23 protein-coding genes are annotated in these 19437 nt (G+C 58.6%); 11 read left to right on the forward strand and 12 right to left on the reverse strand.

Annotation, left to right across the window (positions count from 1 at the left end):
* The first annotated feature begins 402 nt into the window (after nucleotides 1–402).
* Nucleotides 403–771, forward strand: coding sequence for a hypothetical protein (locus EO156_RS22420; protein WP_016850714.1), 369 nt, complete (start codon nucleotides 403–405; stop codon nucleotides 769–771).
* 43 nt (nucleotides 772–814) lie between these two features.
* Here EO156_RS22420 and EO156_RS22425 read toward each other — a convergent pair whose 3' ends face one another.
* Nucleotides 815–2404, reverse strand: coding sequence for a MobA/MobL family protein (locus tag EO156_RS22425; RefSeq protein ID WP_016850715.1), 1590 nt, complete (start codon nucleotides 2402–2404; stop codon nucleotides 815–817).
* 258 nt (nucleotides 2405–2662) lie between these two features.
* On the opposite strand from EO156_RS22425, the gene EO156_RS22430 reads away from it, so the two are divergent.
* The 4 genes from EO156_RS22430 (at nucleotide 2663) to EO156_RS22445 (ending at nucleotide 4783) form a co-directional block, all read left to right on the forward strand.
* Nucleotides 2663–2989, forward strand: a complete 327-nt coding sequence (locus tag EO156_RS22430; protein WP_016850716.1) for a hypothetical protein — start codon at nucleotides 2663–2665, stop codon at nucleotides 2987–2989.
* 179 nt (nucleotides 2990–3168) lie between these two features.
* The gene (locus EO156_RS22435; protein WP_015471728.1) at nucleotides 3169–3561 is read left to right on the forward strand and encodes an HNH endonuclease; all 393 of its coding nucleotides are present in this window, start codon (nucleotides 3169–3171) and stop codon (nucleotides 3559–3561) included.
* The gene (locus EO156_RS22440; RefSeq protein ID WP_016850717.1) at nucleotides 3524–4039 is read left to right on the forward strand and encodes a hypothetical protein; all 516 of its coding nucleotides are present in this window, start codon (nucleotides 3524–3526) and stop codon (nucleotides 4037–4039) included. Before EO156_RS22435 ends, EO156_RS22440 begins: the two co-directional genes overlap by 38 nt.
* A gap of 345 nt (nucleotides 4040–4384) precedes the next feature.
* Nucleotides 4385–4783 (forward strand): HNH endonuclease signature motif containing protein, encoded by a 399-nt coding sequence (locus EO156_RS22445; protein ID WP_230578023.1) that lies wholly within the window; start codon nucleotides 4385–4387, stop codon nucleotides 4781–4783.
* A gap of 50 nt (nucleotides 4784–4833) precedes the next feature.
* On the opposite strand, the gene EO156_RS22450 is transcribed toward EO156_RS22445, so the two are convergent.
* Together EO156_RS22450 and EO156_RS22455 are read right to left on the reverse strand one after the other, a co-directional pair.
* Entirely contained in the window at nucleotides 4834–5178 is a 345-nt protein-coding gene (locus tag EO156_RS22450) for a hypothetical protein (RefSeq protein ID WP_016850720.1), read from the reverse strand.
* Between the two features lie 249 nt (nucleotides 5179–5427).
* Entirely contained in the window at nucleotides 5428–6063 is a 636-nt protein-coding gene (locus tag EO156_RS22455; RefSeq protein WP_102097771.1) for a hypothetical protein, read from the reverse strand.
* 76 nt (nucleotides 6064–6139) lie between these two features.
* On the opposite strand from EO156_RS22455, the gene EO156_RS22460 reads away from it, so the two are divergent.
* Both EO156_RS22460 and EO156_RS22465 read left to right on the forward strand, forming a co-directional pair.
* Nucleotides 6140–6646 carry a hypothetical protein gene (locus tag EO156_RS22460; protein ID WP_026007155.1) on the forward strand — a complete coding sequence of 169 codons (507 nt, stop codon included), beginning with the start codon at nucleotides 6140–6142 and terminating at the stop codon, nucleotides 6644–6646.
* A 461-nt stretch (nucleotides 6647–7107) separates the two neighbouring features.
* On the forward strand, nucleotides 7108–8583 hold the full coding sequence (locus EO156_RS22465) for a site-specific integrase (RefSeq protein ID WP_078585803.1): 1476 nt from the start codon (nucleotides 7108–7110) through the stop codon (nucleotides 8581–8583).
* 458 nt (nucleotides 8584–9041) lie between these two features.
* On the opposite strand, the gene EO156_RS22470 is transcribed toward EO156_RS22465, so the two are convergent.
* Genes EO156_RS22470 through EO156_RS24495 form a run of 4 tightly spaced genes read right to left on the reverse strand, consistent with a single transcriptional unit; the run spans nucleotide 9042 to nucleotide 13269 of the window.
* On the reverse strand, nucleotides 9042–9806 hold the full coding sequence (locus tag EO156_RS22470; protein WP_050990048.1) for a hypothetical protein: 765 nt from the start codon (nucleotides 9804–9806) through the stop codon (nucleotides 9042–9044).
* 40 nt (nucleotides 9807–9846) lie between these two features.
* Complete coding sequence (locus tag EO156_RS22475; RefSeq protein WP_078585919.1) at nucleotides 9847–12099, reverse strand: Mov34/MPN/PAD-1 family protein; 2253 nt, start codon at nucleotides 12097–12099, stop codon at nucleotides 9847–9849.
* Nucleotides 12100–12738 carry a hypothetical protein gene (locus tag EO156_RS24490; RefSeq protein ID WP_230578022.1) on the reverse strand — a complete coding sequence of 213 codons (639 nt, stop codon included), beginning with the start codon at nucleotides 12736–12738 and terminating at the stop codon, nucleotides 12100–12102.
* A 51-nt stretch (nucleotides 12739–12789) separates the two neighbouring features.
* Nucleotides 12790–13269 (reverse strand): hypothetical protein, encoded by a 480-nt coding sequence (locus tag EO156_RS24495; protein ID WP_235801484.1) that lies wholly within the window; start codon nucleotides 13267–13269, stop codon nucleotides 12790–12792.
* Nucleotides 13270–13493: 224 nt separating this feature from the next.
* Between EO156_RS24495 and EO156_RS22485 the strand changes: the two genes are divergently transcribed.
* Nucleotides 13494–14282, forward strand: a complete 789-nt coding sequence (locus tag EO156_RS22485; protein ID WP_223670528.1) for a WYL domain-containing protein — start codon at nucleotides 13494–13496, stop codon at nucleotides 14280–14282.
* Between the two features lie 198 nt (nucleotides 14283–14480).
* On the opposite strand, the gene EO156_RS22490 is transcribed toward EO156_RS22485, so the two are convergent.
* From EO156_RS22490 to EO156_RS22500, 3 genes are all read right to left on the reverse strand, one after another.
* Nucleotides 14481–14783 (reverse strand): addiction module antidote protein, encoded by a 303-nt coding sequence (locus tag EO156_RS22490; protein WP_078585920.1) that lies wholly within the window; start codon nucleotides 14781–14783, stop codon nucleotides 14481–14483.
* A gap of 30 nt (nucleotides 14784–14813) precedes the next feature.
* A complete protein-coding gene (locus tag EO156_RS22495; RefSeq protein ID WP_016850729.1) occupies nucleotides 14814–15107 on the reverse strand; it encodes a type II toxin-antitoxin system RelE/ParE family toxin in 294 nt (97 codons plus the stop codon).
* Between the two features lie 195 nt (nucleotides 15108–15302).
* Nucleotides 15303–15644, reverse strand: coding sequence for a helix-turn-helix transcriptional regulator (locus EO156_RS22500; RefSeq protein ID WP_015471701.1), 342 nt, complete (start codon nucleotides 15642–15644; stop codon nucleotides 15303–15305).
* A 101-nt stretch (nucleotides 15645–15745) separates the two neighbouring features.
* On the opposite strand from EO156_RS22500, the gene EO156_RS22505 reads away from it, so the two are divergent.
* The 3 genes from EO156_RS22505 to EO156_RS22515 are packed head-to-tail and all read left to right on the forward strand — an operon-like array spanning nucleotide 15746 to nucleotide 17252.
* A complete protein-coding gene (locus tag EO156_RS22505) occupies nucleotides 15746–16507 on the forward strand; it encodes a hypothetical protein (RefSeq protein ID WP_016850731.1) in 762 nt (253 codons plus the stop codon).
* A 56-nt stretch (nucleotides 16508–16563) separates the two neighbouring features.
* On the forward strand, nucleotides 16564–16878 hold the full coding sequence (locus EO156_RS22510; RefSeq protein WP_016850732.1) for a hypothetical protein: 315 nt from the start codon (nucleotides 16564–16566) through the stop codon (nucleotides 16876–16878).
* The gene (locus EO156_RS22515) at nucleotides 16875–17252 is read left to right on the forward strand and encodes a hypothetical protein (RefSeq protein ID WP_015471698.1); all 378 of its coding nucleotides are present in this window, start codon (nucleotides 16875–16877) and stop codon (nucleotides 17250–17252) included. The genes EO156_RS22510 and EO156_RS22515 overlap by 4 nt, the downstream gene beginning before the upstream one ends.
* Before the next feature lie 60 nt (nucleotides 17253–17312).
* Here EO156_RS22515 and EO156_RS22520 read toward each other — a convergent pair whose 3' ends face one another.
* Nucleotides 17313–17930, reverse strand: coding sequence for a hypothetical protein (locus EO156_RS22520; protein ID WP_016850733.1), 618 nt, complete (start codon nucleotides 17928–17930; stop codon nucleotides 17313–17315).
* Nucleotides 17927–19437, reverse strand: a 1511-nt coding sequence (locus EO156_RS22525) for an RHS repeat-associated core domain-containing protein (RefSeq protein WP_241239509.1), incomplete at its 5' end; no start/stop codon positions are given. The genes EO156_RS22520 and EO156_RS22525, both read right to left, overlap by 4 nt.

The following is a 19437-nucleotide window of genomic DNA, read 5'->3' on the forward strand; positions in this document are numbered from 1 at the left end:
ATCCTTGCACGCCAACCAATTGATTTTCCTAGCTTATCCCGGAGTGGGGTGATCCAAAAATGGTACCTTTTGTGATACCCCGCGTGATACCCGAGCATAGCCAAGCGAACGGAAGCGCTTCAAGGCCCTGTGCCTGCGAACCTCGGAATTCTTGGGGCCGGATAGGCCCCTGATCAGGTGGCAATAGTTCGCCCACCTGTCCCAGTCGTGCTCCCATCAGCATGCGCAAGGTCAACACTTTTTCTCACTCCTCGAGACGAAGAGATTGCCCTTTGTCCGAAAAGGCATACGTGGAATGAAACTTTCCACCGCATTCAAATTTGTGAAATAGGACCGCAAGCGAGCTCTTGCGAAAAAGTGATCAACTGGTTGGATGGGTGCTTACCCCACACAGGAGCACCCATGCATCACCAAACGCAGATCCAGGTCGCCAGTCGCTTGCTCGGCCATCTCCTCCAGCAACGCACGACCCGCCTTCCACCTCATGAGGTCGAGGACATCCAATACGCGCTCGACCTGGCGGCCGAGCTGTTGAGGCTCGGCGGGCCAGGGCCGGCCGGTCAAACGCAGGCATCGACCATGGCCCCTTCCCAGCCCATCCTCGTCAAACGAGCGGCCGTTGATCGCAGCGTCGTGCCGACCATGCCCGCTTCAATCGAGGAGTGGCGAGAGGCGCGCAAGAAGAAGAACAAGGACAAGGACAACGCCCCCCGCCCCAAGGAGCCCATTGGGATTGAGCGGATAGATTTCCGCCCTCGTCCCCGGCACTAAGGCCAAGAAGAAAGCCCCGCATCTGCGGGGTTTTTGACATCCTTCAGGGGCGTGGCCGACGGCGTGTCGGTTGCGGCACGGGCATCGGCATTGGGGAGGGCTTGGGCGCGGGAGCGGCCTTGACCGACTCAACAGGCCGGCTCGCGATGGCGAGCTCAGGACTCGCAAGAACCTCCGCGCTCCACTGCTCCACCTCAGCTGCGCGGATCTCAATCTCGTTCTCGTAATCGTTCCACTGCTGCTCTGAGACGGATGCCTGGGCTTCCGCCAGTTCGGCTGTGCGCTTTTCAAGAACAGCCAAGCGTCGTCCCCGCCGCTTTTCCCACTCTTCAGAGGACCACTCTCCGTTGGGGCGGGGATGGTCGCCGTTGAACTGCTCCCAGCCCTGCTCGGCCAAATTGAAGAGACGCTGGGCACGTCCCAGGGCGCTGGTCCGCTGGGCGAACTTCAGCACACTCCGTTTCAGCCGGCCCAGTCCGTCGACCAGCCTGTTAAGCCGTCTGCGCAAATCGACACTGTCGACAAGGGCCGCTGCACGCGCGGTCCACTGCTCCACCACGCGCTGCGTAGCGGTCAACGCCAGGTCTGGCCGGTTCGAGAGGATGTCCGCTAGGTCCCGAGCCGCCTCGGTGACCAGCTCACTGATGGGGCGCAGGGGTCGCATCTCTGCATCTTCCGCAGGCCGACCCAAGGCGTCCGAGAGTCGCATGCCGCGGAGCCCATGGATTTCCAACCCAGGCACAGCGGTTTGAAGGTCGTTCGTAGCACCAGCCCGGCGTCGACGGTCGCGCCGCGCCTGGTCGTGGCTATGGCCGGTGGGGTTCGGAGTTGCCCTACCCTCTTGCTTGGCTTGAGCGAGCAACCGCTCGAAGGCCTCCTCGTTTTCTCGAACGATGCGCGCGTTCTCGGCGGCACGGTCGGTCATGACGCCTTTGCGCGCCAATGCCGTGGCTGTCTTGCCCATGTGTTTTGTGGGCTGCCGGGACAGCACCATGGCTTCGGCCCAGTCGCCGCGAGCCAGGGCTTCTTCGGCCTGGACTTCCAAGCGACGGTGGTCGACCCGCGCATCAATTCCCGCGGCGGCCAAATGCTCGTTGATCGTGGAAGCCATGGTTTGGCGGATCCACTCGATCTCAATCTTCCCCGACGCTCCGCCGTCCAGCTCCCTCGTTTTCTCGGTAAAGCCTTCGGGGGCCAGCCTGCGCGTAGTGGCCAGCAGGTGCACGTGATGGTTGAGCCCATCGCGGGAGCCCGGCGAGTGGATGCTGGCCTGCAAAGCGAAACCGTAGCGGGCGACCAAGGCTTGCCCGATGGCCACCGCGAGCTCAGACCGTTGCTCGTCATTGAGTTCGTGCGGCAAGGCGACTTCGAACTCGCGGGCCACCACCGAGTTCTTTCGGTTCTCCGCCGCCTCGGCTTTCGGCCAGAGCTCCCCAGGGATCAACGCCCAGTCGGGCGCGTCCTGGGGAACCAGGCAGATGGTCTCCACGACGCCGCCCCGACGGCGGTAATCGTGACGCTGACCGGTGAGGTGGTCGATGAGAAGTAGACCAGCGCGGTAGGCAGCGGCTGCGACAGCGGAATCGCCTCGGGAACGACTAAAAACTTTGACGCGAGAGTGGTAGATGGCCATGCACAGCTCCAGATGAGGTTGCTCTCTTTATGCCGTGGCTTTTGATTTGCGCAAGCGCGGAGCGCTTGGGGGTCCGGGGGCGTAGCACCTGGCGCGCGCTATGTCGCAGACATTGCATCAGTGCGCTCTTGCTTCTTTCTTTTAAGCCCTGTTTTTCAGGCTTTCCGATTCTCGATGCGGACGAAATTCGAGACCACCTCGATGCTTGACGCGAGCCGTTTTCCTGCTTGACTCATTTCAGCAACGCAGGAGAAACCCATGACCACCACCAATCACTACCGAGACCAAATCCAACGAGCCACGGAGCGCTTGGCTCAGCATCAAGCGCGCGAGCTTTTAGCGCAACAGCGCCAAGCCGTGAAGGCCAAGGAAACGCAGCGTCGCGAAGAAGCCAAGCGACGCACACGGGTAGCAGAACTCGTTTTCCTTGCAGGAGCAGAGTCGCTGGAGGATGCCGAGTTGGTGGGTGCGCTTTTGGCTCACGTAGGAAATCGGAGCGACGCGGCAATCCGTAACCAAGCGAGCTCCCTCGGCGCGCTGCGAATGGCAATCACGAACACTGAAGAAGGCCACAGCACGCATTGATCCTGGTCGCCCGCCCAGCCCAGCGCGCGTCGAAGGGTTGCAGCCGCACCGATGGTCGGTTACAACGTGTCTGCCAGTGGGGGCATCCCCAGGTGTTGTGCCCGCGTAGCCTCTAGGCTCCGGGTGCCCGAGGTTCTCCTCTAGGAGGCACGGGGATCCTTTCGATTCCGGAGCTTCCCATGAGCAAGAAACGCCTTAAGTCCCTTCGCACCAATGCCTTTCACGCCCAGGCAGGCTGCTGCTTCTATTGCGGCCTCCCGATGTGGCTCACCTCGCCTAACGAGCTTGGCTTACGCCCCCGCTCGGCGCGTCCCTACCAGTGCACGGCCGAGCATCTGGTGGCACAACAGGACGGCGGCTTGGACGTTCCAGGGAACGTAGTGGCCGCTTGTTTCCTCTGCAATGTCCGCCGACACCGCGGGAAAGGTCAGGCGTCAAATCCCACTCACTACAAGGCGCACGTTCAACGGCGCTTAGCCAAAGGAAAATGGCATTCTATTGTTCGTCTTGAGCACGCAAGAAAGGAATCTACAAATGTTGAAAAGCGAGGCGTTCCGCACTTTTGGCGCTGAGATCAAGCCCGCGATCTCAACATCCTCATGGATTACAGAGTCTCCTAGGGAGTTGGTGGTCAGTCTTTGGAAGCACAACTTTTCTGAGGACTACAGCGCCTACAGCGACGAGATCACCCATTGGGGCTCTTCTGGGGGAGTCAAGTTCAAGAAGGATGTGGCGGATGCGTTGAAGCAAGGCCTGCCTGTTCGGGTGGTCCTTGCGCAGACGGACCAAGTCGAGTTGGTTAGAAACGGACGAGCGAAAGATGCCAAGAGCACTTACGACCCTCGCCTGGATCTGATTGGAACGGTTATCCGAATCAGCAAGGACGAGGTTGTTTTTGCCTTTGAGACGGTAGAGGCGGCGCCAACGAACCCCTCTGCCACAAGTCCCAGCGGCGGCAGTGCCGCTGCCGCGACCGCGAAATACTGGCGCGTGGTTGAAGCGGTCCAGGCCCTTGGGACCGGCACTTGCCGAGATCGTGGCGTGGCTTGATCAGCGATACCCGGGAGATCCCCTTGGCAATCCCCGTGCCGACCTGGAGCTTCTAACCGTCAACTCGCCCAGCCGACCCCACTTCAACCTGGCTCGCCACGATTGGCGCAGCGACCTTGGGCATCGCCACGACCGACTGTTCAAGCTTACAGAGGCCGGCCCACCACTTAGGACTCGCTACACCCTCTTCAATCCAGCGGTTCATGGCCATGTGAGTCTCGAGCAGTCCTCTGGCGGGAAGTGGCAAGTCATTGCGCTTTCCCTTGGCGAACTAGCCCGAGCCGAGGTTGAAGGCGAATCATTGGCCTCGCTCCCTCCCATTAGCTCAGACCACGACTCGCGCGTGTGGGCCATGACAGCGATCTCTCAGAGGCAGGGTCAGCAGCAGTTCCGTGTGGAACTGCTCGACGCATACGAAAGACGCTGCGCAGTTACCGGCTCCAACGCCGTCCGCGTGCGGAAGCAGCGCACATCCTTCCCTACCGTGGTGAGCACACCAACAGGGTAGACAACGGCCTATTGCTTCGAAGTGACATCCATACCCTTTTCGATTTGGGCCTGCTTTGGTTCGAAGACCTGCGACTTGCTGTCTCAGCAGAGCTGAATGGCACTGATTACGAGGCCATGCACGGAACGCCGTTGACACTTCCCAGGACGGCTGCTTGTCACCCAAATCCCGAGCATCTTAGGCACCATGCCCGTTTGGCGCGCCAGCGCAACGGCCTTGATGAGGCAAAAAAATAGGCCAGAGGTGAGCCGGCCGAAGGAACGCAAGGATCATGGAACGGGGAGAATTATGCCCTCCTCGGTTCGAAGGGATTGAGACCCCTGGGCGTAACCCCGTCTGCGCTTCTGACGCCGCGCCAGGTGCTTTCTGGAAGCCCGACAAGCTCCATCCAGCTCGACTGCACCGTGGAAGCGCTCGCCATCAAGGACCCGTGTCCCGTGATGACCTTCAGCTGGTCCACGCCAGCTTGGTCTTGGGGAAAGAACGGGCCGTCCGGGCTGAAGACGAAGTGATCGCCTTGAAGCTCGTCGCAAGCCTTGCAATGGTTGGCCAAGTAGATCTGGCTGGCCATTTGCGGGTAGTTGTGCTTGAGCCAGCGGGCGGCGACCTGGGCCCGGGCTATGATTCCCATGTCCAGCTCGCTGACGTATTTTTCAGCAGCAAGAGCCCGCCCTCTTCAGGGTGTTCCTCGTCCTCGTTGTCGATGAACCCAGGAACCAAAATGGCGGTCACGGGAGGCTTTGCCGAGCACTTCCAGCCGCTTCATTGTGCCGACCTGCGAAGCGGAGGGACGCATCTCCCCTTACTTGGCGAGGGCTGGGGTGGAGAGGGCCAGCAGTGTGGCCAGGCAAACCTTTTAAAGCGCGTATCCTTTCCTTCGTTAAAACGGGTTTTCTAAGTTGTCCATGGCAGAAATCAGCAGCATGTTGATTGCCGATGGCTCCTTGCCTTCTCGCCTTCCTAAACAGCTGTCACTGGCAAGCGTGGTGGCCCCCGTGAGGATCACCCGCTTGCCATTGGTTTGCTTCCAGGAGCGGGTCAGCATCCCGCTGCGGACCTGCTCGGATGCACCAGCGGAAGTTGGACAACTCTCGACCCGGCGCTCGTCCGACTCTTTGGGCGGGCCAAACTTCTCGGAAATCTGGACGACTACGGTCGTCATGAGCACGCTGTCGTTGCGCCACCGGAGCGTGATCAAGGCAAGCTTGCCCCCCTCGAACGTCAGGGAGGATTCCATCGGCTCGCTGCGCCACGGGGTCATGACCGTTGCGCTGAACTTTTCCGTCCCAGCAGGCGTGCTTGAGAACGCATCGTCTGGAACGTCGAGCATCGGCGCAGCCAGATGCACCCCTCTGCTTGGGAGTGCGAGGACCTGGGCCTTGGTCAGCCCGATTTGAAGGGCGCCGATTCCGGTTGGGCCCTGGGCCCAGGCCAATGCTGGTGTCCATAAGGCGGCCGTGATGCTGGCGGCAGCCGCGACTTTGCTCCAACTCAAGCCGATCTTTCTCAAACGCATTCAACCATCCCCTATAAGTTTCCTTCCTGGCGGCCCTTGGACCTTAGCAGCGCTGCGTGCCGATGTGGATCCCCCAGTGCTGGGATACGATGCCGGTATGCCCGTTCACCAAGACCTCGCCTACGACCTCCTCAAATCTGTCAGCAAGCTGGAGTTCCAGCTTCGACGGCACGGGGACTTCTTCCGGAAAGATCGGGATGGGAAGCCAACGCCTGACGTCGCCTGGCGCGTGGTGGAAGCGCGCGTTCGCCAGCTTGGCGATGCCTTTGCTAAAGACGTTCCAGGCTGGGCACGCCAGCGCCTTCTAAGCCAGCGCGACGTGAGGCCCATGAAGCAGAAGATCTTGGACGATGAGGGCCGCTTGGTGGCCCGCTTCATGCCCTGCCCCCTCGATACGGAATCGGATGCGGTGGCGTTGGTGGAAGCCATGCGCCAGGTCCGCAACAACCTTTTCCACGGCGGCAAGGAGGATTATGAAGACGATCCATACGCGGAGGACGACGACTGGGTGCATGCCGCGACCCAGGTAGCGCTTGCCCTTCAGCGCTCCTTGGCTGTCGGCTCGCTTGACGCCCGCGCGTGAAACGGGGCGCAGCATTCACTCGCCGCTCCACGGCCAGCGCTTGGGCAGCCATGACGTGCGTCAGCAGCTCCCTTTAAGTAGCCCGGATATCCCCTCGTCGTCCTAGATGGCATGGGGTTGGATGCCCGAGACGTAGTGGAATTGCGCTTTCGGAAGCCGTTGAGGCGTTGACGGATAGCCGGGATCTGAAAAGGATCGAAAAAACTTTGTTTCAGATGCCGACAGGCCCGTTCGGCCACCCTAGCCTGACAACTCACATCCCAATCGGATCATTTGACCGTGTTCACCCCCCATGCCCAACAGATCTGCGAAGACCACCTCCGAGAGCAAATCGCTACCAACGAGGAGGCAAAGATTGCCTTCTCTGAAACGAAAGTCGCCCAACTGCTCTTGAGCCGGAGCGCTGAGTTGCGCCCCGTTTACGAAGAAGTAGAGCGCTCACTGGGGTTCCAGGGACTGGAATGGAAGACTTTCCTGAACTACTGCGTCTTGGCAACAGGAGCGCATTGGACGCACTACTTCCATTGTTCCAATGGAAGCAAGCCGTGTCATCTACAGTCCAGCAACAGCTCCGCGATTACATCACCGCCCCCTTCGGCCTCCTGCAAATAAAGAATGTCCATGTTGGGAACGTCCGGGCCTCCGAAATCAACATCACGGGCCGCGAAGCTGCGATCCACGCATTAGAACTCTTTGACCGCGCGGATGAGCGCTCCCGAAGGGTGCGCCTCAGCAAGAACCGCACCCACTACCCTGAGCCCCTCCCCCTCTGCTCTCCCGCTCGGCTGCTGTCGGTCGAGATCTCGGACTACTTGGGCCATCGCGATCGCTGCTGCCTTGCCAAGGAGACCATCGACGCCACGGCTCGGTCGCTGAAGCTCTTGCGGATTGCCTGTGGTGACATTCCTGTTTCCCGCATCGACCACGCTCACATCTACAAGCTCTGGGACCTGATGCGTTGGGCGCCGCCACTTCTGCTGTCCGATCCCAAGTATCGGGACTACACGTTCGAGCAGGCGGTTGCCCTTGGTAAAGAACTTGGCGTGTCGCCACCTGCTCCTGCCACGCTTGAGAAGCACAGGAGGTTCTTGGTGTCTTTCTTCGGCAAGCTGGTGAAGGCCAAAGCCATTCCCATGTCGCCGATGGACGCATTCCCCGAAATCAAGAAGGACCTAGTCGTGGACACGAACAAGCCCGAGCGCTTGTTCAACGAGGAAGAGCTTCAGCGCATCTTTTCACCCAAGACGTTCCCGGCTTGGGCCAAGAAGTATCCCCACCGGTGGTGGCTCCCCATGATCTCGCTCTATACGGGCGCGCGCATCAATGAGCTAGCGCAGCTGAAAGTGGCAGACATCGTGGAGGAAGCCAAGGTCTGGTGTATCCGCATCCAAAAAACGGTCGACGCTGATCTCAGGCATAAGGATCGAAACAAGAGCCGTCAAAGCCTGAAAGGCAAAGCAGCGGTGCGCACCCTGCCCATCCCCAAGCCACTCCTCGATGTCGGCTTCTTGGACTTCCTGGAGGACATCAAGGCTTGCGGGCACCCTCGCCTCTTCCCCCACCTCTCTGCAGGCGTCAACCGGGAGACCGGTGAGACGAATGCGCGCTACAGCCAAGGCGCGGTGAACCAGTTCAGCAGCTACATGAAGACCTTGGGCTTCGGAAAGGGCATCGGCGCTCATGCGTTCCGCCACACGTTGGCCACTGAGCTGCACCACAAGAACGTATCCGACCAAGACATCGCCCTCATCACCGGCCACTCGCTGCGGAAGAACGTGCCCGTCTTGCACGACGCCTATTTCCACAAAAAGCCCAAGCTCGCCCGGGCCAAGCAAATCAAAATTCTGGCGAAATACAAGCAGCCGGTTGAGCTGCCCAAATATGAGCGTGGGCAGTTTAAGGAGAGCTTGGCAGACCCGAGCAAGTTCTATCCGTAACGTTGACCGACGCCACATGCTCAATATCGTCATGCCCCAGCAAGATAAAAGTGAATAGCTCTAGACAATCGGAGCAGAACCACGCGCTCATGATGCAGCCTGCATCTCTGCGTGATTAGAAAAAGAGGATCCGTCGCCACGCAGTTCCGACGGATCCCCGAAACATCATGCAGCACTTTGCAGGCAGGAAACTTGTCTGTAATTCCTACTTGCCCTTTTTGTGCGTATGGGGCTTAAGACCAGGCGTGTTACCTGGCGTTGTCTTGTTATCACGCTGACGCTGATCAGGCTTACCCGTCGACTTGGCAATGCGTTTTGGACCTGGCTTGATGCTCATGAACACACTCCACTTGTCGCCGGCATTTAGGAAAGGCCGCTCGGCGTCGCCTATGAAAACGGTCATTCGATATTGCGCGGAATAGCAAGTCCCCCCTCATCATCCATAAGCCACGGGCAAATCACGACACCCTATCGAAGGCGCTCAAGAGACGCTCGGCATACGCATAGGCCGCACTTTCAACCCGAGAGTGGCTAAAGCTGGTCAGCCACAGCAAAAGCAAAATCCCTGAGGCAGTCAGGGTGACTCCACCTTCAAAACCAGGGTGCAGTAAGGATCCCCAACTGGCGCCCAACGGGTTCAGCGCAAAAACGTCAGACATGAACAGTCCAATGACTAGGCCAACCGCAGAGGTAGCAATGCCGAATGGCCGCAACGCTGACATGTTTCGAAAGAAGCCGTAAGAAATATTTTCCTTCAAAACCAGCGGTTCGGTCGTCCGAGTTTTATCCCGAAGGACCGCCACCGCCGCTTCATAAGTATGGTCCGCTTTGCGGGGATCAATGCGCTCTCTCGCCGCCGTGGGCACGGTCAACCCAAGCTTGCCCCTGATAGCGCTGTGGTAGCGCGCCTTTGTCTGAGGATTTAGACGCTCGTCCCGATGACGGAGCAGAATTGTAGAAGGCATACCTCCCCACTTCTCTACCAGTTTCGTCTCTAGCTGCTTTCCTTGAAACCTCACGATACTGCAAAGTAGAAATGGCGCACAGAAGGTCACCAGCATGGCAGCCAGAACCCTCATGGCATCAAGGTCTTCACGGCACGCCACGATGAACGACACGGTCAAGGGCATCAGCACAATGAGAGCTGGCGCAAGCCTCGCTTTCCGATCATAGGGATCGGCAACCAAGGGAATCATTTCGGTCAGCGCATTTGTATTTGACATTCAGGCTCCGGCTTACTCAGTAACACTCGATCTACAGCGTCTACTCGCTTACGGGAACAACGGATTGACCCAGCGAGATGCTGACGGCATCTGCGGAAACGATCACCATCAGAGCCGGGACACCGTCGGCTGCCAGCCGGTCGGCGAGTGTCCTCAACAGCACTACGTCTGTTGGACTAGGGTTGGCGGAATATCCCTCGGGATGAGCGTGCCACTCTCCCACGTAGCTTGCCATCCCTGCCGTCAGCACCCCACACCGTTCAACATATTCTTGACTCCCTTCCTTGCCTCGCACGAAGCTGACGCTGTCGGCAACGCTGTCAATCGGGGCAGCTGAAGCATCCACGAGTGTCAAAGTCCGCAGAACTTGGTCGACCACTCCAACCAAGACTCCCCCTGTTTCATTCGGCAATTGCTCCGCCCTCATCTGGTGGAGCTTTTCTTCGAGACCTTCGTCCCAGCGGACATGCCAATCTCCCCTCTGCACCTGCTTGGTTTTGCTTAACTGGATGGAGTCATTGGAGAGGGCGCCCGTGGCATCGTCCAACGTCCAGACTTGGGCGCAAGCATCCGCGTTAGCGACACTCAGGCGGAGACGCCGCGCTAGGTGGGCTGAGTGTAGTTTTGCTAGATCGATGGGCAATCGAATGCTGTGATCGCGACACCCGCGACCAACTCGCACCTGATCTCCTTGCCGCAAATGGTTAGCGCCCCATTCTTCGTTGATTACCGCCCTGTAATACTGCGCCTCGAGTGATGCAAGGCGGGTGGTGCGCCCAGCATCCTCAAGCAGCATCACAGCACTCAAGCCGTTGTGGGTGAAGAACACAGACGCACTTCGAGGAAGCTCACGCTCAGACCAGTCACGGGGCACATCAATCGTCGTCGAGGCGTCCACAAGAAGTTCTGCTCCCTCCACGGCTGCCTTCACTTCAGGATTAGACCAATCGTTGGCTTCAGCGACGATGGCAGAGGGCGTAGAGTCTTCTGTTCCAAAAACAAGGCCTAGTTGCGCACAAACTGATACGGCTTTGGGATGCCCCACCGCCTTGGAAGTCACAATGTGCCTAATCAGGTTATGTGGCTCGACATAATCGGGATCGACGCACGTCCACCGCCCCCATCCTTCTCGGACCCAAGTGTCGACCAGCCCGCTCCCCAAGGCCCCTACTCCCGCCAATACTCCAGAGAAGTCGCCTCCAGCTGTCGAAATGCCTGAGAATTGACGTGCGTCCGAGCGAACGGGAATTGTCTTGATCTCGGTAAGCACAATCTCCACGACTTTCCACCGATCATTAGGTGGTACCGCGTCGGCTCCCAGAAGCTCTTCAACGGCGAACGGATCACCGCCGGGGATGGGCTGGAACAGGCTTCCGATCTGAAGTCCTAGGCTATTGATGTCGACATTTGTAAGAAAGGCACATGTGTCGACGCGGTCAATGCTACCGTCTCGAAGTCGTGGCAACATCAAGATCAGCAAGACTTTGCCACTTTGCCGGCGCGCCAATGTGTTGCTTTTAAACTGACGCCGTAACGCTTCCCGCAAGGGCTCAAGTATGGATATCCCAAGGGAAGATAGTGCTTCATCGAGTCCACCTAAGTCTGTAGGCGGGCGCTGAATCGGGACGTGCTCGACAGGCGATAGTTCGACCAGCAGCGGCTGGATTGGCACTCGGTTAGCAATATTCGCTGGGTCTGATGCAACAAGACAGAGGCCCAGGCGATTTCTTTCTAGTGCTGATAGGCAAATGGCCCCGAGGTCATCGGCCGATTGGGTTTGGAAGGCCGCTGGCAATATGACTGTATAACCAGTGCCGTAGAACAGCGGCTCTAGCGGCTGATCAGCGGCATGCAAGGAACCCCTGGCCGCCTCACGTAGCCACCACAGAACTCGGCGCAAGTGACGTTGGGCCGTCCATTGACGCTCTTCATGAGCCCAGTTCTCATATAAACAAAGGGATGCCGGCTCATTGCTAGCGACCGCATTGAGATGAAGCAAGCTGGGAAACTGACGCCGCAATGCGCGAACCTCTGGCGACCGTTTGCTAGATGGATCTAAACCTAACCAGAGCCGCTCCCTTGGCTGAATTCCAACCTGATTTCCTGGGGCGACGCTTCCATCGCCTACGTCGACGATAATCCCAAGCTGGCCTGGGCTTCCTCGTCGAAGCAGTCCAACAACCCTCACATCCGAATGCTGCTGGCATGCCTCCAGCAACTCAAGAAATTGCTGGCCTTCATCCTCAGCATCGGCCATCTCCGCCGGCTGTCCCCATTCGTAGTAGTCAGCCATTTAAATGGAGCCAGCTCGCGGCGCGGCGGCCGCAGCAGTGGCGGCTGCGGCGGTGGCTGCTTCCAACGGACAAACCCGCGGGCCGTCGGTGGTGATCTCGATTTCAATGGGCTTGGGCGCCCAAGTAAAGGGCGTCTCCCCGGTGCACAGGAATTTTCCGCACTTGCCATCGAGAATGTCTTCGTATTCCCGCTTAGCACGTGTGCAGGGCGGATCGCCATCATCGTCTTTTACCGGCTTGCTGCTGGCAATGATCTTAGCCCCGTAGCGCGCCTGGCCCAACGCAGAACGCGCGTCCGCAGAAACCTCGGCGTCTTCACCGCAATCGGACCAGCTGTCGCACGACAGCACGTGCCAAGAACAGTGATGAGGGGCTTGAAGGACATCATATGCCAGCACCTCTGGCGCATCCTTATGCTTGTTCCACAGGCGTTCCCAGATGGCTACTTCCGCATCACCGGCAGTTAGAAAGCGGGACTTGGCGTGGCCCGCCCAAGTCGCGTTGATTTCAATGTTGAGGATTACACTGGACTGGTTCTTCGCTCGCAGCAAGACTTCCTCGTCGTCATCGCAAACCAAGCTCGGTGCCAACAAATGACCAGAAAAATGGGAGTTGTGAACCCCATTAATCTTGGTCACAAAATCACCGCTGGGGACGAGGATGGCCTCTAGACCCTTCGTCTTTTCGCCTTAGTCTTCACCCATAATTTGGATTCGATCACCCGCGCCGGCCCATCCGAACTCTTTGAAGTGAGCAACGCGCCGACGGGCTTCGGTTGCCCAAGCCTTCGCATCGTCGCACAGCACATGCAGCTTAGAAGCCCGGCGGAACACGATCGGCGAGGACCACATTTCCCGGATGACGATCCGCTTCTCGGCTGCCGGCTTCTTGTCGTCGGGGTAGTCCTCCAACCTCCCTAGATAGAAGTGATTGCAAAGGCCCCGGCAGTGATCCTCGTCCGGATGGCTTAGCAAGAAGGCATCTACGTAGGGCCGCTCGTTTTCGTCCAGCTTGAGACGCTGCCGAAGATCCTTGGCGACATCGCGCGCCGTAGAGTCAGCAGGGTCATCGGCTGCCTTGCGGATGTTGCAGTCGATCAAGATTGAACTCTCATCGACAAGCTGAACCAACGTCATGTCGCCATTCCCAACCGGGAAAAAGGTGAGCATCGGAGTCATATGAACCTGCCTATTCCTGAGGCGAGCGTCACAGCGGCCCGCGGTGTAGAATAAGTACACTCACTAGATGCACCTAGTCAATAAGCGGATAGTGAATCACCCCTTTCTCATTTGATATTGAGACAATGCAACCGATTGCACAGAACCGTCGCGGCCGTTGGGGTCAAGACCGGCGCCTTGAGTTCATCGACTCCCGCCTGCAGTGGAGTGGGCGCTTGAACCGTTCCTCTTTGACCGAATTTTTCGGCATTTCGATCCCTCAGGCCTCCCTAGACCTGAGCGAGTACCAAGCGCAAGCGCCGGGAAACATGGTCTACGATCGAAGCGAGAAGTTGTATCGCGCTACACCCGACTTCCGCCCCCTGCTCATAGACCCCACAAGCAGCAGATATTTGGCTGAGCTTTACGCGCTAAACACGGGCATGATTCCCGCCGACGTTAGCTTTCTAACGGACGTGCCAAAGACGGCAGTTGTGCGACATCCCACAAGATCCGTCCAAACCGACCTCTTGCGAGCGGTATTGGCCGCGATTCGAGCGGGGGATAGCATTGAGATCAACTACCAGTCCATGAGTCGACCTGAGCCAACGCGGCGTCAGATCAGCCCCCGCGGGCTGGCTTACGATGGGGCACGCTGGCATGTGCGCGCGTTTTGCCACAAACGTGAGGCTTTCTGCGACTTTGTCTTCGCTCGCGTGATGGACTATGTCGCTCCGCTGCCCGCCCAGCACGTTCCAGAAATAGATGAGGAGTGGGAGCGTCTGCTTACGATCGTGATCGGCCCTCACCCGGGGCTGTCACCAGGGCAGCGAAGAGCTATCGAGCTTGACTATGAAATGGTAGATGGGCAATTGGCTATTTCAACTCGCCAATGCTTGGCCTACTACCTCTTACGACGACTCGGAGTCCACCGTCGCGCGGAAGACTTGCCAGGAAACGAACAGCAGATCGTTCTCCTGAATCGCGCAGAGCTTGCTCAACATGTTCAAGGTCTCCTCGAGTGATGATGCGAGGACTGCCTCCGAATACTTCTACACGCTGGACAGAATCTACCGGTCAAGCACGCATCATACGGTTAGCTGGAAAGCTCCACTACAGGATCCGTGCTTGCTCTATTAGCGCATGGCACAATACAGCATTGGCGCGAAGCAGCAGCCAAAGCGTGAAATGTTACTCGTGGGGCATTCCAGCCCGAAAATCTGTTAAGCGACTTCTGAGTGTTCCTTAGGGACCACCGATAGCCGAAGATCGAGCGAATCGAGGACCGAGCCTACGGATGCGAGCTCAGGATTACCGCTGCTTGAAAAGGCACGGTAAGCGCTACTGCGACTTCCAAGCCCTGCTCGCGCAACAATGTCACTCATACCATGAGATTTCATCACATGCCCGAGTCCAGCAAGGAACAGCTCTTGCCCTCCCTCCTCAAGACAGGCATCCAAATATGCAGCCACGGTTTCAAGATCTTGAAGATGAGCACTGATATCGAATGTCTGAAGATTAGCCATGAGCATTCTCCCAAGCCTTTGTGAAATTAACTAACTCATTACCGTCGGTGCACGCGCCAGAGCCGCGTTGATATCTTGCTGCTGGGTAGACTTATCTCCCCCTCCCAACAAGATGATGAACCGATCTCCTCGCTCAACAAAGTAAAGCCGGAGCCCAGGACCCCAATTAATCCTAGACTCGGAGACACCTTCGCCGACTGGTTCGCAGTCACCGAGGTTTCCGCGCTCCATGTTAGTGATCCGCGCCAAGACTTTCGCCTTGCCCATAATTGAGAGTCCTCTGACCCATTCGTCAAACTCGATAGTCGTAATAACATCCGGCACGGAAATTGTCTCCTATAAGATACAGAATGTCAAGTCTACTAAGGTCATCTCTACTAGGGCCATCGATTGGTCGCGTTCAGCAGCGGCGAGCTAGCTCGGCTCGGTGGAAGAACCAGTTCGCCACTACGAAAAGTTTTTTTGACAGTTTGGCAAGCGCCCCAACCGATCATGGGGTACTTCCCATAGAGCATTGATCTAGCGCGAAGGCGCTGTCGAGGTCAAATGCTCCTTGATTAGGTCAAGCACTGTCTGTTGACGCTCCGCGGGGAGACGAGCCACAAGCAGTATGACCTCGGCCAACACGTCAGAGCTGGCGTGAAAGTAGGCCGGCGGAACACCCAGCGCGTTGCTCAAAGCAGCCAACGTCTCATGGCCGGGCTCTCGCTCCCCCCGCTCGTAGCGGGAGAGTCGTGACGAGGCAGCTTTCTCGTTCATCCCCAGCAGCGCTCCCAGTTCGACTTGCGACAGGCCCGCCACGCGCCTGGCCGCACGCAGGCGACGACCAAAGACGGAACTTGTGGGCAGAGATGCGGGCATGGAGATCTAACTGATGGCTGACCTCCAAGTCTGCACCGAGTAGCATCCTAGCGCACTTATCTGCCAATATGGGAGATAGAACCGCACCCATCAGAGGCCACATGGAACTTTCAAGACAGGGAGCGTTCTCGACGCTCTTGGCGTTAACGCTCGTCTCGCCACTCACCACCCACGCCCAGGACACCCAGCCGCAAAAGCCTGGCTTCCTGCGTCAGCTCGGCGGCAGTTTGAAGGGCGCAGGCCAGTGGATGATCGGCATCCAGCCGAGCGCCGGCACCAAGGCCGGCAGCCAGGGGACGGGCTCGATTTACACGCCCATCAATGGCGTCGGGAAGCTGCCCAACCTCTTCAAGGGCGACAACCACCAGCAAGCCCAGCTCGGGAAGTTGGAGTGGCCCCGAGTGGCGTTGACCTTCACCGAGTGGGGCGCTTCCCTTCCCTGTTGGACCGCAGAAGCCCGCATCTGGACCAGCCCGACCGCCTCGAGTGTCGAGACCTTCCGCACCTGCTTCGATGCCGCCCTGACCGAGACCGACGACCTGGGCGAAGTGGCCGAGCTCAACAACGCAGCGCTGTGGAAAGGCCGGGACTCGCTCAGCGGCATTCGGGTGCCGCCTAGCAAGCCGAACACTGGCGCGCAGCGCTCCAGCGGTCCCAACCCTCCGGCCCAGCCCTTTGTCGTCAACGTGAGCCGCCCCGGCGTGGCCGACCGCGCGGTGGACGTGTCGCTGCGCATTGCTTGGGTAACCGGGTTCATCCAGACCGCTGATCTGCACCCGGGACCGACGGGAATGCTGACGCCCTTCAAAGACACCAGGCTCTGGATTGCTGCCTTCAGGCCCGACGGGAACCGCGACAAGTAGCAGGTCCCAGCTAGGCCCCCGCTTTCCCCATCAGCATCCCTCAGCAAAGGAACGACATGAAAAACGCACGGATCGGCCTGGTCGCTTTGACCATGGCCCTGGGCCTGACCGCCTGCAGCGGCAAGCCCTCGTCTGACAGCGCCAAGGACGCCCTTGTCCGGCTGCTGAAAGACAGCGGCGCTGGCCAAGTCACCAACGTCCAAAACTTCGAACTGACCGGCTGCGTGGAAGCGGAAGGCGCTGATGGCTATCGCTGCGACACGCGCGGCCAGGTGGTCCTGGAGATTGCCGGTCGGCAGGTCCCCATGCCCGTCAACAAGAACTTGCGCTATGCCAAAGCCGACGGCGCCTGGAGGGCCTACGCCAAATGAGCATGAAGACCGATTCGATGGCAGGGACGTCCGTCGACGCCCTGGGGGCTGGCGGGGACGGCGCGCCACGCGCTGCCCCCAAGAAAGTCATGACGCCCCACAACCGCTTCTTCTGGTGGTTTTCGCTCAGCCTGCTGTTGCTTGGACCCTTCGGCTTCATCATTGGCCCCCTGATGGCTCGCCGGGGCCTGCGGAGGGTGGAGCGCCTTTACGCTTTCGAGGCTCATATGGCACGTCAGCGTGATCGTGGCTTCAGCTGGTGGCAGTGGTGGGTCATGACCCCGCTGACCGTCATGGGGGCTTTCTGGGTCAGCTCGGTGCTCAGCGGACTTCCCATGGTGCTGCTGGTGCTTTGGCTTCAGTTGACCACCTGAAGATCAATGGCCTGCTGCGAGCCTAGGCTGCCTACTTGCCTCGTAAAAATAGTCATGAAACTACTCTTTAGTCTTACCGGCTGAAGTCTTTAGTCGTCCCACCCTGCGCATCTTTTTGACTTCTTTGCCGAGCACCGGATGGTCTCTAAGCTCATGCAGGAGCATCTGAGCCTTGGCATCCTTTGATCTAGCAACAGCAGTCAAGAGTGGGGCACGGTCGAACCCTAGGTTGTCATCCTTGATGATCCTGATTACATCATCAATGACACTCTCATCAGCAGCCCCACTCAAGGCGCAAGCGGCTGCCCAACGGAGGTTGTCAGGCGAGCGTGGGGCGGTGTCGAGCAAGTCGACTAAAACGGACCAATAGGGACGCGAGTCAGGCACCGCCAACGCCCGGATAATGCCTTCCTTGATGCGGCTTGGATAATCCGCGCGCAGATGGTCAACCAGAACGGGAATGGCCTCCGGGTAGGGCTTAGTGGTATTGACCAAGTCCCAAACAGACTTCACAGGGCATCCAGCAGACTCTAAAGCCTGCACCAGCGGCTCTTCTGCTTTCGCCCAAGCAGCACGCTGCTTGGCGATTTCCTCGTCTCGAGCTTTGCGCATAGCCAAGTAATCTTGGTCGGCGGCTAACTCGGCGATCAACTCTGACGCAGTTTGTTGCTGTTTCATCGGCAAACTTCTCCAATAACACAGATCTTAACATCCCCTCGTTTGGCTGCTTCCCTTAGCGGTCCAGATATCTTTGTATCGGATCGCACATACAGATTAAAGTCGCGACCAGTTTGCTTCGCAATTTCCGCGTAGTCACGGATCTGAGAGGTATAGCCTTGGTATTTGACATTCTTGACTTCGCTAATGACCGAATCGGTCACCCCGTCGGGAATTCTGGTTGTTCCCCTCACTTCGAATGCCATCTTCGAGCCAATGTCGACCACGGCACGCACAGCGCTCTCGCCTGCCTGTCCAACACGCACCATCGCCGCTCCAGCACGAGCGATTTTAACCGGCGGTAAGACTGCAGCAATCTCTAAGCCGGCTCCAACCATAGCTCCGCCGCCCGTGGACGACCAGCCCTTGTCAGCCATTTGGCTAATACTTTCGGCCCCAAATACTGTCCAGGTTGCTTTGAGGCCTGCCCAAGCAGCACATGACACCGGACCGCAACCGTCGGCACCAGCATCAATCATTTGCCCAACGCTATCCCTGCCATCCGGGTCAGTGAACCGATACGGATTGTTGTTCGCATACCAGTAGCGATTGAAGTTCGCCGAAAACACCGAGTCCGCAGCCACCGGATCCACGCTCAGGAACCGGCCCAGGTCCTGGTCGTAGTAGCGCTGCTGCATGTAGGTCAGCCCGGTCGCCCCATCCATGGCGTGGCCGGTGTAACCGATGCCATCGACCGTCTTGCCGATGGGGGTGCCGTAGGGCTGATAGTCGGTGCGCTCTACCACATGCCCCGCCGTGTCCGTCACAGCGATAGGGCTGCCTAGCGCATCGGTGTGCTGGAATTTGATGGTTCCTGAGTTACGGGTGGCAAGCAGGCTCCCATTGAGATAGACGTATTCCATGTTGCCCTTGCCCGACGCCTCTGTGTAGAACAGCTGGCCAGCCTGGGTATAGACCTGAACGGTCCGCGTCGTGGGTCGGCCAGCTATCGTGCGACGGCCGTAGGCATCGTAGGCATAGCTTTCCTTGCCGGTGACATCTCGCAGACGATTTCCGTAGTCAAAGGTATAGGCTTGACCGTTCTTGTTCTTGAGGTTGCCCTGCGGGTCGTAGCTCAGCCCGACGGTGGTGGCGCCCGCATTGTTCTGGACATTGGTCAAGCGGTTCTTGGCGTCATACCAGTAATTGTTCTCGCGCACACCTGGAAGCTTGGCGGTGAGGATGTTGTCCAACACGTCGTAGGTGTAGCGGTTCCAGTTGTCGCCGCCGAACCGCTCCGAGCCCGCCTCCATCAGGCGATCCAGTCCGTCATACCCCATGTAGCGGTTGTAGGCCGTCCCCCGCTGCTGATCGATGATGGCGCCGACGTTTCCATTGGCGTCGTATTGATACTCGAACGAAGCGACATTGTTGTCCCGCACCTGCTGGGGCATCTGACGCCCGTTGAGCACGAGCGAGTGGCTCACACCATTGCCATAGGTGAACTGCCGCGCGGCTCCATTGGGGT

The sequence above is a fragment of the Xanthomonas sp. DAR33341 genome (assembly GCF_003992815.1).
GTDB classification, from domain to species: Bacteria; Pseudomonadota; Gammaproteobacteria; order Xanthomonadales; family Xanthomonadaceae; genus Xanthomonas; species Xanthomonas cissicola.

Excerpts from the sequence above, each read along its gene's own strand:
- EO156_RS22420 (WP_016850714.1), top strand. The coding sequence starts at position 403 with ATGCATCACCAAACGCAGATCCAGGTCGCCAGTCGCTTGCTCGGCCAT.
- EO156_RS22425 (WP_016850715.1), bottom strand. The coding sequence starts at position 2,404 with ATGGCCATCTACCACTCTCGCGTCAAAGTTTTTAGTCGTTCCCGAGGC.
- EO156_RS22430 (WP_016850716.1), top strand. The coding sequence starts at position 2,663 with ATGACCACCACCAATCACTACCGAGACCAAATCCAACGAGCCACGGAG.
- EO156_RS22435 (WP_015471728.1), top strand. The coding sequence starts at position 3,169 with ATGAGCAAGAAACGCCTTAAGTCCCTTCGCACCAATGCCTTTCACGCC.
- EO156_RS22440 (WP_016850717.1), top strand. The coding sequence starts at position 3,524 with ATGTTGAAAAGCGAGGCGTTCCGCACTTTTGGCGCTGAGATCAAGCCC.
- EO156_RS22450 (WP_016850720.1), bottom strand. The coding sequence starts at position 5,178 with ATGGGAATCATAGCCCGGGCCCAGGTCGCCGCCCGCTGGCTCAAGCAC.
- EO156_RS22455 (WP_102097771.1), bottom strand. The coding sequence starts at position 6,063 with ATGCGTTTGAGAAAGATCGGCTTGAGTTGGAGCAAAGTCGCGGCTGCC.
- EO156_RS22465 (WP_078585803.1), top strand. The coding sequence starts at position 7,108 with ATGGAAGACTTTCCTGAACTACTGCGTCTTGGCAACAGGAGCGCATTG.
- EO156_RS22470 (WP_050990048.1), bottom strand. The coding sequence starts at position 9,806 with ATGTCAAATACAAATGCGCTGACCGAAATGATTCCCTTGGTTGCCGAT.
- EO156_RS22475 (WP_078585919.1), bottom strand. The coding sequence starts at position 12,099 with ATGGCTGACTACTACGAATGGGGACAGCCGGCGGAGATGGCCGATGCT.
- EO156_RS24495 (WP_235801484.1), bottom strand. The coding sequence starts at position 13,269 with ATGCTCACCTTTTTCCCGGTTGGGAATGGCGACATGACGTTGGTTCAG.
- EO156_RS22490 (WP_078585920.1), bottom strand. The coding sequence starts at position 14,783 with ATGGCTAATCTTCAGACATTCGATATCAGTGCTCATCTTCAAGATCTT.
- EO156_RS22500 (WP_015471701.1), bottom strand. The coding sequence starts at position 15,644 with ATGCCCGCATCTCTGCCCACAAGTTCCGTCTTTGGTCGTCGCCTGCGT.
- EO156_RS22505 (WP_016850731.1), top strand. The coding sequence starts at position 15,746 with ATGGAACTTTCAAGACAGGGAGCGTTCTCGACGCTCTTGGCGTTAACG.
- EO156_RS22510 (WP_016850732.1), top strand. The coding sequence starts at position 16,564 with ATGAAAAACGCACGGATCGGCCTGGTCGCTTTGACCATGGCCCTGGGC.
- EO156_RS22515 (WP_015471698.1), top strand. The coding sequence starts at position 16,875 with ATGAGCATGAAGACCGATTCGATGGCAGGGACGTCCGTCGACGCCCTG.
- EO156_RS22520 (WP_016850733.1), bottom strand. The coding sequence starts at position 17,930 with ATGAAACAGCAACAAACTGCGTCAGAGTTGATCGCCGAGTTAGCCGCC.